This is a genomic window from Mesorhizobium loti CJ3sym (genome assembly GCF_000472785.1).
Classification (GTDB): Bacteria; Pseudomonadota; Alphaproteobacteria; order Rhizobiales; family Rhizobiaceae; genus Mesorhizobium; species Mesorhizobium loti_E.
In genome coordinates this window covers 217,326-231,963 of the sequence record NZ_AXAL01000010.1, presented here as the reverse complement: position 1 = coordinate 231,963, position 14,638 = coordinate 217,326, and the positions used below count along the sequence as shown (strand labels likewise).

Below are 14,638 nucleotides of genomic sequence, written 5' to 3'. Positions count from 1 at the left end.
CTGTCGATATCAGCGGTCTCGGAGGCGGAGAAGATGCGCTACGTTCAGCTGCGGGCCTTTCATCAGGTGGCCATATCAGGCGGTTTTTCGCGTGCCGCCGAAGCGCTGTTCCTGACCCAGCCGGCCATATCGGATCAAGTGCGCAAGCTTGAGGAAGAGTATGACGTGCTGCTGTTCAACCGGAACAAGAAGCAGGTCACGCTCACCCATTCCGGCCAGAAACTGCTCGAGATTACCCACCGCATGTTCGATACCGAACAGCAAGCGCTGGAGCTCCTTACAGAGTCCCGCGCGTTGCGCTCCGGCACGCTGCGCATCGTCGCCGATGCCGCGCATCATTTGCTGCACATCCTCGGCAGTTTCCGGGCGCGTTATCCCGGCGTCCAGGTTTCGGTGCGTGCCGGCAATACCGAGACGGTGATCAGCAGTCTCTACAGCTACGATGCCGACATCGGCGTCCTGGGCGAGATACCGACCGGGCGTGATTTCGAGGTGTTGAAACTGAACTCCACCCCGATCATCGCCTTCACCTCCGTCGACCATCCGCTGTCGGGCAAAAAGTCGCTGACGCTGAAACAACTCGCGCAGGAATCGCTGGTCATGCGCGAGCGCGGCTCGAAGACGCGCCAGAAGCTCGAAGACCTCGCCGCAGCTTCGAAGATCGAATTGAGGCCGGCGATCGAGGCCGAGGGCCGCGAAGCGGTCCGCGAGATCGTCGCCTCCGGTGCCGGCATCGGCTTTGTCTCGGCGGCCGAATTCGGCCAGGATTCGCGCCTGGTTGCGATCACCATCGACGCGCCCGAAACCTTGATGGACGAAGCGCTGATCTGCTTGCGCGAACGCAGCGGCGGCAAGCTGGTGCGCGCCTTTCTCGACATGGCGCGCTCGATGTCGGTGGATTAAGCCGCCGCCCTCACCTCCACCACATCCGCCTTCACCCGCTCCGATTTCGGGTCGTAGGGGCTGCGCAGATGCGCTGTCGCGGCATGGCGGACGCCGGCGAGATCGATCTCGAAACGACCGCTGGTGAGAAACGCGGCATCGACACCAGCCTCGTTTTCGATCAGCCCAAGCGCGACCGAGCGGCCAAGGGTGTGGCCGTAGGCAGCGGAGCGGACCTCGCCGACCGGTTTGCCGTCACGCAGGATCAGCTCGCCGCCCCACAGCATCGGCTCGGCGTCGTCGAGCGTGAACAGCACGATGCGCTTTGCCGGTGCCGCCGATGGCTTTGCCTTGACCAACGCCTCTCGGCCGATGAAGCCACCTGGCTTGTCCATGGCCACGGCAAAGCCGAGCCCGGCCTGCCAAGAGTCGATGTCAGGCGTCAGCTCCCTGCCCCAAGCGCGAAAGCCTTTTTCGATGCGCAAGGCGTCGAGCGCGTAGTAGCCGGCGTCAGCTAAGCCGAATTCACGGCCCGCCTCATGCAGCGCCTCATAGACACCGACGGCGAATTCGGTCGGCACAATCAGTTCCCAGCCGAGCTCGCCGACATAGGTCATGCGGTTGGCATAGGCGGTGGCATAGCCGATATCGATCTCGCGGATGGTGGCAAAGGGGAAGCCGGCATTGGAAAGATCCGCTGACGACAATTTGCCGAGCAGATCGCGCGAACGCGGCCCCATCACAGCCAGCACCGCATAGGACGAGGTGACGTCGGTCAGGATGGCATGGGCATCGGCTGGAATGTTCTTCACGATCCAGTCGGCATCGTGGACCGCTTGCGCTGAACCAGTGACGATCAGGAATTTCTCAGCACCGAGCCGCATCATGGTGAGGTCGCTTTCGTAACCGCCGCGATCATTGAGCACGCCCGTGTAGACCGACGTCCCGACCGGCACGTCGACATTGCCGGCGCAGATGCGGTTCAGTACTTCACAGGCATCGCGGCCCTGGACGAGGAGCTTGGCGAAGGAGGTCTGGTCGAAGATGGCGACCGCTTCGCGCGTTGCCTTCATCTCGCGCTTGACCGCCTCGTGCCAGTTCTGGCGGCCGAAGGCGTAGTCGTTCTCAGCCTTCTCTCCCGGAGCGGCAAACCAGTTGGCGCGCTCCCAGCCCATCTTCGAACCGAAGCAAGCACCTTTTGCCCCAAGCCGGTCATAGAGCGGTGAGCGACGGAAAGGTCGTGCGGTATCCAGTTCGCGGTTCAGCCACGGCATAGCGTAATGCAGGCCAAGCGTCTCTTTCACGCGGTCATGCAGCCAGCGCGAATTGTTGTTGAACGCGGCGAAGCGTCTGATATCGACCGGCCATAGATCCATGGTCGGCGCGCTGTTGACGATCCATTCGGCAAGCGCCCTGCCCGCACCGCCGGCACTGGCGATACCCATCGAGTTGAAGCCGGCGCCGACGTAGAAATTCTTCAGCTCCGGCGCCTCGCCGAGGATGAAGTTGTTGTCCGGCGTGAAGCTCTCTGGACCGTTGTAGAACTTCTTGACCTCGGCCTGCGCCAATTGCGGCACGCGGATCAATGCATTTTCCATCAGGATCTCAAACTGGTCCCAATCGTCTGGCAGCAGCGCGAATTCGAAATTTTCCGGGATGCCGTTCATGCCCCACGGCTTGGCATGCGGCTCGAAGCCGCCCATGACCAGGCCGCCAACCTCTTCCTTGAAATAGATGAAACCATCGGGGTCGCGCATGACCGGCAGGTCCGGATGGACGCCCTCGATCCTGCCGGTGACGATGTACATGTGCTCGGCCGAGTGCAGCGGCACCGAGACGCCGCACATCAGCCCGACCTTGCGCGCCCACTGGCCGGCGCAGTTGACGACGATCTCGGCTGATATGTCGCCCCGGTCCGTCTCGACACCGCAGGCGACACCGTTCTTCACCGTGATGCCGGTAACCTTCACCCGCTCGAAAATTTTGGCACCGCCATTGCGCGCGCCCTTGGCCAACGATTGCGTCAAATCCGTCGGATTGGCCTTGCCATCTCCCGGCAACCAGACGGCGCCGACAAGGTCATCGGTTGCCATCACCGGCCACAGATCGGCTGCCTCTTTCGGCGAAATTACGTCGATCTCGACCCCCTGCGCGCGCGCCGACGCGGCCGAGCGCTTCAGCACGGTCATGCGGTCTGCGGTGCGCGCCACCGACAGCGAACCGCAATTCTTCCAGCCTGTTGCCAGCCCCGTCTCGGCCTCCAACTCGCTGTAGAGCTGCGTCGAATATCGGATCAGGCTGGTCATGTTGGAATGGCTGCGCAACTGGCCGACAAGGCCGGCGGCATGCCAGGTGGTGCCGCCGCTGAGTTGTCCCTGGTCGAGCAGCACGACATCGCTCCAGCCGAGCTTGGTCAGGTGATAGGCGACAGAGCAGCCAATGATGCCGCCGCCGACAATGACAACACGGGCCTGGGTGGGAAATTCATGTGCCATGAGCGTTCCGCCATTTGAAGGGATGGCGAACACTACCATAGAAAAGCCAAATATCAACTCAAAAAGTCACAAAATATCACATCAAGGTTGCAACGATGAGTTCAGGTCCGTTTTGCGAAAGCGCCTCGACGAGGGCCGGTTCGGGACTGGCGTCGACGACCACGCCGGCCGCGCGGTCGAAGTTCGGAATCCGGAGCGGCGTCAGCTTGCCGAACTTGCTGCTGTCGAGCACGAAATAAGCCTTGCCGGCGAGTGCGATCATGCGGCCGCGTTGCTCGGCGCCGGCGCGGGTGAAGTCCGTGACCTCGCCGTCCGGAGACAGCGCGCCGCCACCGAGAAAGGCGATGTCGACGCGAAAGCGGGCCATGACCTCGAGCGTATCGATGCCGGAAGCCGCCTCCTCGCCCGGATCGATTTCACCGCCCAGCATGTGTACGCGCATGCCGGGGACATGGCACAGATGCAACGCGATCTTCAGGCTGGCGGTGCAGATGGTGAGGTCGTGCAGTCCGGCCATGGCCTGCGCGACGGCCAAGGTGGTGGTGCCGGAATCGAGAAACACCACCATGCCATCCCTGACCAGGCCGGCGGCCGCCTTGCCGATCGCCGCCTTGCCACCGGCATTTTCCTGGCTGCGCAGGCTCATCGCCGGTTCGCTCGGCTCGAAGCGGGCAGCACCGCCATGCACGATGCCGAGCCTGCCCTGATCCGAAAGCAACTTCAAATCGCGGCGGATGGTTTCGCGGGAAACGTCGAAGAATTCAGCCAGCTCGGCAACACTGACGGAGCCCTGGGCGCTCAGCCGTCTCAGGATCTCGTCATGGCGGCGCGGGGCAAGCGCGCGTGCCGGCAGGCGGCTGACGGGAGACATAGCGATCCTCAAGTCGAGCTTTGATGTTGCAATATGTGGCAGTTAATGTGAGCAGACGCAAACTTTCGCAAAGCTTCACGCGATTTCCCGGCTTTTGAAGGCGCACCGACTGCCCGAGAAGAACTCTACCTAGTCTGCGGCAGATTTAGCGCGGAGCGCAACCGGCCAACGCCGCGCTTGTAAAGCATTGCGCCTTCGGCTGGGATGAGCAGATCGGCGTGCGGCGTGAATTCGGCGAAGCGCCTGTTGAAGGCAATCTCGCCGCAGCTAGGAACCAGGCAGTCGAGTTTCTGCTTCGGACATTGGCTGAACTTGCAGAGCCGGCCGAGATAGGCATCGGTGCGCGGTTCGATCAGGAAGACGTCCAACTGATGATCGGCAACGCTGATCCCGTTCCCTTTCTCGAACGCCTGGCGCAGGGCAAGCGCGGCGGCGCGACGCAGTTCGCCAAGTCGTTCCTGCGAATCGAGCCAGAGTGCCAGGTCAAGGTCGCTGCATTCATGCCAGACCTCGATCCGGGCGCGCCGGAATTCGCTGAAGCGCGGCACCTCTTTCCAAAGCGGTTTCGCGACGGAGCCGATGACGGCCACCGCCGCCACTTCCTGGAAGCGCGTCCAGGCATCGGCGACGACATCCGCCGCCGCACGAAACTGCCGCTGGCGTTCCAGCATATATCGGTCTTGTTCCTCGATCGCCGCGCGCCGCATCTCAGGCCAACAGCTTCATGAAATTGCGTTTGCGGCCGAAACGGGCTTTCACATCCGCCAGGTAAGCCGAATGTTCGGACACGCCGCGCAGGCAGGCCATGCGGCCGATCAGTGCCACCGCCTCCGCATAGCTGTCATCGCCGCCAAGCTGCGCCATCTGGTCGACGCGTGCCGCGTAAACCATCAGTGCCTCGCGCGGATGCGTCGCTTCGCTGGCCTGCGCAAGCCTCTGCTTCAGCCCTTCCGAAGCTCCATATTCGCGTACGTTGATCCAAGCCTTTTCAAACTGCTTCTCCTCGATCAGGATGCTGACGAGCAGATCGGCAGTAAAATGCCAGGCGGAACGCTTTTCGCGCGCCAGCCTGGATTGGAGCCTCTCGATCGCTTTGTCGCGTGCCGCCGGGCCCGCCGCTTTGCATAGCCGCCGATACAGTTCGAGGCTCGGCGCCTTCTCGAAGGCACGCCACAAATGCGCCTCGGCGTCGCCATCCCGACCGGCCTTGGAGAGCAGGTCGACAGCGAGGGCAATAAGCTGCTCATCGGGCCTATCGTCCTCGAACATCCACAACCGGTCCTCGACCCAACGCAAGGCCTCGTCCGCTCGACCTTGCGAAAGGGGTGTTGAATTCTTCACCGTCATCCGAACGGTAGCGCGCGGAGAAACCGTACTTGCTTCCGCGCCATTTGCCGAAGATATCTGGCGGATGGTCGAGCCGATGCAGCTGGTCGGGGATGAACCGAGGCTTCAGAACATCAGCAGTGAAACGCTCGCAGGCAGCGGCGATGGCCAGCTTCTCGTCCGATGAAAGCTCTTTCACCCACATCGATTGTATTGTCCGCTTCGCATCACGATCCTTCCGCGCTAACCGCCCGCAAGAGCACCCCGGACCTGCCGTAGCCATGATAGTCGACCGATCCCACGAGGCAATGCTTTTGGATGCAACACACAGCGAGCGTCATTGCGCGAATTGCGCCTCGAACATGACCTCGCTGGGAAACCACAACAGCGACTTCCATTTGGATGAGCAAAACGCCAAGTTGCATGCTGCCGAGTGAACCGCGACGCCGTCCAGCTTGGCGAACCCGGCATCGGAGAATCGCGCTTCAGCCAGGCCTAGGATTTTCGCGTCAGGCCGCCGCGCTCTACCGCATTGACGAGCGTGTCGCGGCCTTCGCGCAGATGCTGTCGCAGAACGCTCACGGCCTTCTTGCCGTCGCGCCGGCGGCAGGCGGCCAGCAGGTCGCGATGCTCGCCCTGCGAGCGGGTGCGATGGTCGAGGTGCGACAAGAGGATGCGGACGTAGCGATCGGCCGCATTGTGATGCGCCTCGATCAGGCCGAGCAGACGGTGGTTGCCGCAGGCATCGTAGAGCGACAGATGAAATACCTTGTTCAGGGCACCCCAGCGGCCGACGTTACGCTCCGCGTCGATCTGGTCGAGCACCTGTTCCGCCTCATCGAGCTTGCCGTCGGACAGGGCAGGCACAGACAGCCGCAGCGCTTCGCATTCGAGCAGTTCGCGCACCGCGTAGATTTCGCTGATTTCGGCGCCGTCCATCCGGGCAACATGCGCACCCTTGGTTGGGTGAATAGACACAACGCCCTCGGCTTCCAATTGGCGAAGCGCGTCACGAATAGGCATGCGGCTGAAGCCGAACTGCTCGGCCAGTTCGTCCTGCCGCAGCGCGGTGCCGGCCTTCAGCGTCCCACTGGCTATGGCCTCGCGCAGGACCTTGGCGACCTGCTCCGCCACCGTCTGCGGCCTCTCGATCAGGCTTTCCGCAAATCCGCGCAATCGATGCTCCCCTGTCACGCGGATCGAACGTAGTGGAAAACCAATAGGGATATAAGTATCCTCGTGTACGAGCTTCGGTCCCAGTCCCGCTGCATACCAGCTAAAGTTAACAGTGGGATGCCCGATGCCCGAGCCGATGTTCCCTGTCGGATATCTTCGCACTGCCCGGTCGGAGGCATGCCGCCTATGCGGCCGTGGCCGGTCGATCCTTGAACAGGATCGGATCAACCGCTGTTGGCTCCGTGTATCGCATGCGCATGCGCAGGAATGGCGCTTCGATGCAGGTGTAGCTGAGATAGCCGATCGGGATCGTCGCCAGAAAGCACAGCAAGGACCAGAGGCAGGCGATGTAGAAATTGCTGATGCTCATGACGTTCGTGTTTATGAACGCCGCAAGCTGCATGACGAAGAACAGGTGCAGAAGGTAGATCGAATAGCTGTAGGCCCCCGCCTTTTCCAGGATATTGAACGGCAGGCCTGTCCGTTTCCTTGGGAAGCTGGTGTCGTAATAGGCGATCCCAAACGCATAGGCCGCCGCCTCGAGGGTTGGCAGGATGATCCATATCCAATGCGACGACGGATAGTGCCCGAGCTGGTAAAATCCCCCTGCGGCATCGAACCACCAGAAGAACCCCGAAAACGCAATGAGAATGGCCAGTGCCAGCCAGTGCCGGCCCTTCGCATGGGCGCGGAGATGGAAGGCGAGAATGCCAGCCAGAAACTGATCCGCATGACCGATGATGGTCCAGGCCGCCGCCGACTGCACCTCGCCGAGGTGCACATAGATCGCCGACCGCAGCAGAATCGCCGCCGCGATGAACAACAACGGCGCGAACAGGAACCGCCTGGACGCCATCAGCAGGAACGGCAGCAGGATGTAGAAGTGGGCTTCCACCGTTATCGACCAGCCGCCGTTCGGAAGGGTGGGAAAGATCAATCCCCTGTCGATGTCTGTCAGATATTCGCCGAGGGGCTGGCCCGCCTCATATCTACGGCAGGCTTCGATGGCTATCACAGCCAGCAGAAGCGGAAGCAGCCTTAGCGCCCGGTTGGCAAAGAAGGGCAGATAGCGGACCCGTTTCCCATCAAGAAGCTTGGCGAACAGGTAACCGGAGAGCGCCATGAAAAGCGAAACGCCGGTGTGGCCTTCATCCAGAAGGCTGAAGACGGGCCAGGCTGGCACGAAATCATAGGGTACAGGACCCTGAGGAGACTGATGGAGAAAATGCCAAGTGAAGACCAGGAAAGCCGCAAGGCCACGAACATGGTCCAGCGCCGGATAGTGTTCTCCAGTCGAAGACTTCATAATTCAGACCGAGTGCCCGCGTTTTGAAATGATTGTTGCCACGCTGCGTCGCCACTCACGCTCGTGTCGGCACGGAAACCCGGACCAGGGATTTCCGTCCACCGTCCTCATTTTGTTCTCTTCTCGTTAATTTAAACTTCTGTTTGTCGAGAAAATGCAGTCCGGGCACGATCTCGATCATCCGTATCGAGACCATGCTGCAGCTATCTCCGGGCGGAGTTGCGGATCACCGAGCAGAAATTGCCGCGGTGGAAATGCGGTTCCTTGTCGGCGATCACATCGGCCTTGACGTTGCCGAATGTGGTGTCGGGCTTGTGCCTGATGCCGTCATAGAAGGCCTGAATGATGTCTTCCTTGAAGGCCGGCGTCCGCGGGAAGGCTTGCACCACCGTTTCGCGCTCCTCATCGGAATATTGCGCGTGGGTGAGCCCGAGCACGTCCATCTCGACGCCGGCGGTCACCAGCGCCACGACCGGATGCATGTGAACCGGAACGCCCGGCGTGGTGTGCAGCGCGATCGCGGTCCAGACCGTGTAGGCATCCTCTTCGGGAATGCCATGGCTGCGCAGGAAGTCGCGCGCGGCGTGCGCACCATCGACCTCGAAACGTTCATGCTGGCTTGAGTGGCTCGGCATCAGCCCGATGTCGTGGAACATCGCGCCGGCATAGAGCAGTTCGCGATCGAATTTGAGCCCGCGATGCAGGCCGGCCAGCGCGCCAAAATGATAGACACGGCTCGAATGGTTGAAGAGCAGTTCGGTTTCGGTATCGCGAATGAAGGCTGTGATAGCGCGTGCCAGCTGCTGTCGGGAATACCGGCGCCGCCAGGATGGTGGCCATGATGTCGTCTCCTGTTGATCTGGCGTGACAAATAGGCTTTATCGGCTATGGCAGAAATCGTTTTGTTACGACTATTTCTGCCAAAACACTGGCAAAGCGGACTTGGGCGCGACGGATGGGAACTGACTGATGGCCTTGCAGATCGGACGCAGACCGTGCCTTGAGGGCGACCGCCTAACCCTCGACCTCGACGGCGACCACGGCTGCGCAGTCACCGGCCTTAACCAGGCCGGGAAAATGCCGCGCCGCCAGCATGCCGGACATTTTTGCCTTGGTAAGGGCCTCTGAGGTTCAGCTCCTCGGCCAGAAGGCAGAAGCGGTCGATCAGTCGGACGAGTTCCTCACCCTGCTCCGCGACGACCCTCCCCCGCCCGGCGGGCGGCGCGTCCGACAGCGCCTTCCACAAGCGGCTTTGCAGATCACAGACATCCGCCAGTTCCGAGCAGTCGCCGGCGGTCAATTTCAAAAGATGATCGGCCGTCACCGGCCCGATGCCGGGGGGCGTCGTTGCACCGAGGGAAAGATAGCCCGGCGGCACGGTGCCTTTTGCGTTGGTCACCGATTTGCGACAGATGACATCGAACAGCTGGTCGACGGCCTGTTGGGCGCCGGCGACTCGCGACGGATGGTCGGTATCGGCGGCGGCATGCGGCAGAAGTTCGAGCCTGGCGCCATGCCGCTCGACAAGGTCGAGATAGGGCAGCATCGGCCCGGAAAGGCGCCCCGTCGAGGCGTCCCTGAACAGGTCGGCATCGATGGCTGCATGGCGCACCTGCCCTGTATCCAGGGCATCGCCAAGCGCCGCAACATCGACAAGTTCGCCACGATCGTAATTGACCAGCACTGCACCCTTGTTCATGCGGGACAGGACATCCGCGCCGACGAGCCCGGCATTGGCGTAGTGGCCGGTCTGTGCGTCCTGCTTGCCCAGGCCGACATGGACGCTGAGCACATCGGCGCCTTCAGCCGCTTCGACAAGGTCTGGCGCAAAGACAAAGCCCTCGGCTTCCACCCAGTCGCGGTGCCGTGGCCGTGCATGGATCACGACGCGCATGCCGAAGGCGCAGGCAAGCTTGGCCACCTCGCGGCCGATATTGCCGTAGCCGATGATGGCGATGGTCTTGCCTTCGAGCTTTTCGGTCGGGAAATCGCGCAACTCCCGGCCGGTGTCGAAGGCGCCGGCCGCCACCCGCGCATGAAGCAAGTCGACCGGGATATCCGGCAGCACGTTCAGGATCGCCTTCATCACCATCTGCGCCGTGGCGCGACTGTTGATGCCGGGTGTGTTCATCAGCACCGCCGCGCCGCCCTCGCCGCTGCCGCCGCCCCATGAGCGCGAGCCCATATTGCCGGTGCCGGCGCCGATACGCACACCGGCCAGCGGAAACACAGTCTCAGCGGGCAGGAAGGTCGCGGCGGCGATGACGGCGTCGTAGTGCCCGTCGGCGGCGGCGTCGATCAACTCTTCCCGGGTGCTGAGGTCCGGCTGGTAGAAGAAATGCACCCTGCCATGTTCGAGACCCGCTTTGTCGCCTAGCGCGGACAGGTGAAAGCGGCCGCCCCTGGCTTCGATATGGGCGCGCACTTCGCTTGGGTCAGGCTTGCCGTCGGGTCCGAAGCGCAGGCCGACCAGATCGCAGATCAGCACGGCGTAGACGCTTTGGGGGTCGATTGGCTCGGCGGCCTGTGTGCTGGTGTTTGCGGTCACGTCGTTTCCCTTCATCCGAGAACGGCAAGGCCTGCTGCGCCAGCCCTGAATAATCAGAACCTATCTGCCCGCGAAGGGGTCAGATCGACCGCCGGCGGCAAACCGGCGGCAAGTTGCGACACGATCGCGTCAGGCACAGTGCGATACCGCCATTGGCCCCTTGAACGGCCAAGTCCGACACGCGTAACATCGTGCCATCAAAACTGAGTCTTGCTTCATTCGTCCGGGCTAATGTCCGGATTGGACTGGATATTTTTCTTGGCGACGGATGCAACCAGCAGCGCGGGCAAGCGCGGCAAATCATTTGCCCATGTGGCGGAAGCCTCCTGGGGCAAAGGCCTCAGCACCTTGCTGCGCATCGTGCGTATGACGCTGCGCCACCCCTGGCAGGTCGCCATCACCCTGGTGTCGACCTTCATCGCGGCGACGCTGCAGCTTTTTATCCCACGCCTGTTGGGACGCGCCATCGACCAGGCGCAAGGCGTGATGGCAGCGGGCGCCGGCACCGCGGCGGAGCAGGCGCTGTGGCACACCGCGCTCACCCTGCTTGTCATCAGCATCCTGCGCGGCCTCTTCACCATGGCGCAGAATTATTACGGCGAGGCGGTCGGCCACCGGACCGGTTATGAATTGCGCCTGGCTTTCTACGAGAAAATCCAGCGCCTGAGCTTCGCCTATCACGACAAGGTCCATACCGGCGATCTGATCACGCTCGGGCTGCTCGATCTCGACGGCGTGCGCATGTTCTTTTCCACCGGCATATTGCGCGTGGTGCTGCTTGGCGTGCTGATCGGCGTTGGCGCCTATCTCCTGATCAGCACCGATCTTGTGCTCGGGCTGTTGAGCCTCAGCTTCGTGCCGTTCGTCGCCTGGCGCTCTTCGGTGACGCAGCTCGCGCTGCGCAGCACTTGGCTGACGCTGCAGGAGCGGCTGTCGGTGCTGAGCCGCGTGATGGACGAGAATCTCGGCGGCATCCGCGTTGTGCGTGCCTTTGCGGCGCAACGGCACGAGCTAGCAAAATTCGATCGCGCCAAGCAGGATGCGCTGGAGCTGGCCAATGAGCGCGTCGACATCCGCGTCTCCAACACCAGCGCCATGAATTTTTCCTTCCTGGCCGCTATGGGGCTGGTGCTCTGGTTCGGCGGCCAGAAAGTGATTGCGGGACAGATCAGCGTCGGCACGCTGGCGCAGTTCCTCACCTTCATGACCATCCTGCAGATGCCGGTGCGCCAGCTCGGGCTGATGGTCAACTCGTTCGCACGCGCCTCGACCTGCGGCACGCGGCTGTTCGAACTGCTCGACACCGAACTCAACATCAAGGACGCGCCCGATGCCAGGGATCTCGTCATCACCGAGGGCGTGCTGCGGTTCGACAATGTCGGTTTCCGCTATGCGGGCGCGGGCGGCCGGGCGACCCTGTCCGGCATTTCCTTCGAGGCGAAGCCCGGCGAGACGATCGGCATTGTCGGCCCGCCTGGCAGCGGAAAGTCGACCATCGCGCATCTGATCCCGCGCTTCTACGACGTCACCTCAGGCGCGATCACCATCGACGGCCAGGACATCAGCAAGGTCACGCTGGAATCGCTGCGCAAGGCGGTCGGCGTCGTGCAGCAGGACGCGTTCCTGTTCACCACCTCGATTGAGAACAACATCGCCTATGGCAATCCCTGGGCGCGCGAAACCCGCATCGGGCAGGCCGCCGAATATGCGCAGCTGCACAACTACATTATCGGGCTTCCTGCCGGCTACACCACGGTCGTCGGCGAGCGCGGCGCCTCGCTTTCCGGCGGCCAGCGGCAGCGCCTGACCATCGCGCGCAGCCTGATGCTGCGGCCGTCGGTTCTGGTCTTCGACGATTCCACCGCGGCCATCGACGCCGGCACCGAGCAGCGGATCCGCGCGGCGATGAAACGCTTCGCCAAGGATCGTGTCACGCTCATCATCTCGCACCGGCTGAGCTCGCTGATGCATGCCGACCAGATCCTGTTCGTCGAGGGCGGCCGCATCGTCGAGCGCGGTACGCATGAGGAATTGCTGGCGCTCGGTGGACGCTATCGCGCGCTTTACGACCTGCAGCTGCGGCCGGACGACGACCGGCTCGAGGGAGCCGCATGATGTCGACGCAGGACGACGACGAGAAGGACGACAAGAGCGGGCGGCCGACCAAGGCGGTCGTCGGCTCGCATCGCGACGAGGAAGAGGTTTTCGGCAAGGCCTATGATCCGCGCATTGTCAGGCGCATCTGGAGCTTCGTCAGCCCCTATCAGGGCCGGATCTTCATCTCGGTCGCGGCGGTACTGGTGTTCACTCTGACGCAGCTGGCGATCCCGCTGGTCATTCGCTACGCCATCGACCATGGCATGGCGGCGGGCAGGCTCGACCATTCGGTGATGGTCTGGGCTACCGGCATCTTCGCCGTCATCATCCTCATCAATTACGCTGCCAGCCATGTGCAGGAAAGCGTCGTCGGCAAGGTGGCCGAGAATGTGCTGTCCGACCTGCGCCGCGCCATGTTCAGCCATTTGCAGCGCGTGTCGCTGAGCTTCATGGACAAGACCGAGGTCGGCCGGCTGATGTCGCGCCTGCAGGGCGACGTCAATTCGATGCAGGAATTCCTCGAAACCTCCGTCATGTCGGTGGGCGACATCGTGCTTCTGTTCGGCATCGTCACCGTGCTTTTGTGGCTCGACTTCCGGCTCGGGCTCTTGACGCTGTCGACCATGCCGGTGCTGTTCATCGTGCGCCTGATCTGGCTGCCGCGCGCCAAGGTTGCCTTCATGGCGGCGCACGAGACCAATTCGATCGCCAACGGCGCGCTGGCCGAAGGCATCCATGGCGTGCGCACCGTGCAGAGCCTGGAGCGCCAGCACGTCAATTTTGAGCTCTATGACGAAAAGGTGCTGGCCAATCTCAATGCCCATCTAAGGTCGGCCAGATACGCGCAGGTGATGGTGCCGATCGTCGATACGCTGACCGGCATCGCCATGGCGACAGTCATTGTCGTCGGCGGCTCGATGGTGCTGTCACACAGCCTCGACATCGGCGTCATGGTGGCCTTCCTGTTCTACATCCAGCGTTTCTTCGATCCGATCCGCTCGCTCACCATGCAGTACAGCGTCATGCAGCGCGCCATGGCTTCGGGCCAGCGTATCTCCGAGGTGCTCGACGTGCCGGTGGATGTCAGCGACAAGGAAAATGCCCTGACGCTGTCGCGCGACATGGATGGTTCGGTCGAATTCAGGAACGTCACCTTCGGCTACCGGCCGAACCAGCCGGTGCTGAAGAACATCTCCTTCCGCGTCAATCCAGGCGAGACGGTTGCCCTTGTCGGCCCTACCGGGTCGGGCAAGTCGAGTTCCATGGCGCTGGTGCACCGCTTCTATGATGTCTGGTCGGGTGAGGTCCTGGTCGGCGGGCATGATGTACGTGACCTGACCCAGGATTCACTCGGCGACCAGGTGGCCATGGTGCTGCAGGAGCCGTTCCTGTTCTCCGGCACGGTGCTGGAGAACATCCGCTATCACAAGACATCAGCCAGTCGGGAAGAGGTGGTGCGCGCGGCACAGGCCGTTGGCGCACACGACTTCATCGAGCAGTTGCCCGGCGGCTACGACACCGAACTCGAACAACGCGGCGGCAACCTTTCGCTCGGCCAGCGCCAGTTGATCAGTTTTGCTCGTGCGCTGGTGGCCGATGCCAAGATCCTGGTGCTCGACGAAGCCACCGCCAGCATCGATTCCTACACCGAGATGCTGATCCAGAAGGCGCTGATCAAACTGCTGGAGGGCCGTACCGGTCTGGTCATCGCCCACCGGCTGGCCACCATCCGCGGCGCCGACCGCATCATCGTCTTGCAGAATGGCGAGATCGTCGAAAGCGGCAACCACGAACAGCTGATGCAGAGGAAAGGCCTCTACGCCCGCCTCTACAACATGAACTACGCCTCTTTCGACGACATTTCGCAGGAAGAGATGGCAATGGACGCGGCGGTCGGCAAAGCCACGTGAGGGGGTACCGGCAGGGTTCGAACCGAA

Annotated in this window: 11 protein-coding genes and 1 pseudogene; 3 read left to right on the top strand and 9 right to left on the bottom strand. The window is 62.4% G+C overall.

Features of this window, described 5'->3' with window-relative positions; all coding sequences use genetic code 11:
• Window positions 1-33: 33 nt before the first annotated feature.
• On the top strand, window positions 34-903 hold the full coding sequence (locus tag A3A9_RS0115935) for a LysR substrate-binding domain-containing protein (RefSeq protein ID WP_027059672.1): 870 nt from the start codon (window positions 34-36) through the stop codon (window positions 901-903).
• Here A3A9_RS0115935 and A3A9_RS0115930 read toward each other — a convergent pair.
• The 9 genes and pseudogenes from A3A9_RS0115930 to A3A9_RS45750 all read right to left on the bottom strand — a co-directional run.
• The gene (locus A3A9_RS0115930; RefSeq protein WP_027059671.1) at window positions 900-3,377 is read right to left on the bottom strand and encodes a GcvT family protein; all 2,478 of its coding nucleotides are present in this window, start codon (window positions 3,375-3,377) and stop codon (window positions 900-902) included. The two genes, A3A9_RS0115935 and A3A9_RS0115930, sit on opposite strands and share 4 nt — an antisense overlap.
• A 76-nt stretch (window positions 3,378-3,453) precedes the next feature.
• The gene (locus A3A9_RS0115925; RefSeq protein ID WP_033838583.1) at window positions 3,454-4,248 is read right to left on the bottom strand and encodes a DeoR/GlpR family DNA-binding transcription regulator; all 795 of its coding nucleotides are present in this window, start codon (window positions 4,246-4,248) and stop codon (window positions 3,454-3,456) included.
• Between the two features lie 125 nt (window positions 4,249-4,373).
• Window positions 4,374-4,955, bottom strand: coding sequence for a hypothetical protein (locus A3A9_RS0115920; RefSeq protein WP_027059669.1), 582 nt, complete (start codon window positions 4,953-4,955; stop codon window positions 4,374-4,376).
• 1 nt (window position 4,956) lies between these two features.
• The gene (locus A3A9_RS0115915) at window positions 4,957-5,517 is read right to left on the bottom strand and encodes a hypothetical protein (protein ID WP_027059668.1); all 561 of its coding nucleotides are present in this window, start codon (window positions 5,515-5,517) and stop codon (window positions 4,957-4,959) included.
• On the bottom strand, window positions 5,501-5,779 hold the full coding sequence (locus tag A3A9_RS43985) for a hypothetical protein (protein WP_152536109.1): 279 nt from the start codon (window positions 5,777-5,779) through the stop codon (window positions 5,501-5,503). The genes A3A9_RS0115915 and A3A9_RS43985 overlap by 17 nt, the downstream gene beginning before the upstream one ends.
• 290 nt (window positions 5,780-6,069) lie before the next feature.
• Entirely contained in the window at window positions 6,070-6,750 is a 681-nt protein-coding gene (locus A3A9_RS0115905) for a GntR family transcriptional regulator (protein ID WP_033838582.1), read from the bottom strand.
• Between the two features lie 184 nt (window positions 6,751-6,934).
• Window positions 6,935-8,056, bottom strand: coding sequence for an acyltransferase family protein (locus A3A9_RS0115900; protein WP_027059666.1), 1,122 nt, complete (start codon window positions 8,054-8,056; stop codon window positions 6,935-6,937).
• A gap of 203 nt (window positions 8,057-8,259) precedes the next feature.
• Window positions 8,260-8,856, bottom strand: coding sequence for an HD domain-containing protein (locus tag A3A9_RS41205; protein ID WP_051370946.1), 597 nt, complete (start codon window positions 8,854-8,856; stop codon window positions 8,260-8,262).
• Window positions 8,857-9,659: 803 nt separating this feature from the next.
• A pseudogene (locus A3A9_RS45750) lies at window positions 9,660-10,142 on the bottom strand (NAD(P)-dependent oxidoreductase); the annotation flags it as partial.
• A gap of 693 nt (window positions 10,143-10,835) precedes the next feature.
• Here A3A9_RS45750 and A3A9_RS0115885 point away from each other — a divergent pair.
• Window positions 10,836-12,719 carry an ABC transporter ATP-binding protein gene (locus A3A9_RS0115885; RefSeq protein WP_430515886.1) on the top strand — a complete coding sequence of 628 codons (1,884 nt, stop codon included), beginning with the start codon at window positions 10,836-10,838 and terminating at the stop codon, window positions 12,717-12,719.
• Complete coding sequence (locus tag A3A9_RS0115880) at window positions 12,719-14,611, top strand: ABC transporter ATP-binding protein (protein ID WP_082222110.1); 1,893 nt, start codon at window positions 12,719-12,721, stop codon at window positions 14,609-14,611. The genes A3A9_RS0115885 and A3A9_RS0115880 overlap by 1 nt, the downstream gene beginning before the upstream one ends.
• Window positions 14,612-14,638: the final 27 nt, after the last annotated feature.

What these genes read in the sequence shown, in the direction of transcription:
- A3A9_RS0115880 (WP_082222110.1), top strand. Translation starts at nt 12,719, where the DNA reads ATGTCGACGCAGGACGACGACGAGAAGGACGACAAGAGCGGGCGGCCG.
- A3A9_RS0115885 (WP_430515886.1), top strand. Translation starts at nt 10,836, where the DNA reads ATGTCCGGATTGGACTGGATATTTTTCTTGGCGACGGATGCAACCAGC.
- A3A9_RS0115930 (WP_027059671.1), bottom strand. Translation starts at nt 3,377, where the DNA reads ATGGCACATGAATTTCCCACCCAGGCCCGTGTTGTCATTGTCGGCGGC.
- A3A9_RS0115900 (WP_027059666.1), bottom strand. Translation starts at nt 8,056, where the DNA reads ATGAAGTCTTCGACTGGAGAACACTATCCGGCGCTGGACCATGTTCGT.
- A3A9_RS0115920 (WP_027059669.1), bottom strand. Translation starts at nt 4,955, where the DNA reads ATGCGGCGCGCGGCGATCGAGGAACAAGACCGATATATGCTGGAACGC.
- A3A9_RS43985 (WP_152536109.1), bottom strand. Translation starts at nt 5,779, where the DNA reads ATGTGGGTGAAAGAGCTTTCATCGGACGAGAAGCTGGCCATCGCCGCT.
- A3A9_RS0115935 (WP_027059672.1), top strand. Translation starts at nt 34, where the DNA reads ATGCGCTACGTTCAGCTGCGGGCCTTTCATCAGGTGGCCATATCAGGC.
- A3A9_RS0115915 (WP_027059668.1), bottom strand. Translation starts at nt 5,517, where the DNA reads ATGTTCGAGGACGATAGGCCCGATGAGCAGCTTATTGCCCTCGCTGTC.
- A3A9_RS0115925 (WP_033838583.1), bottom strand. Translation starts at nt 4,248, where the DNA reads ATGTCTCCCGTCAGCCGCCTGCCGGCACGCGCGCTTGCCCCGCGCCGC.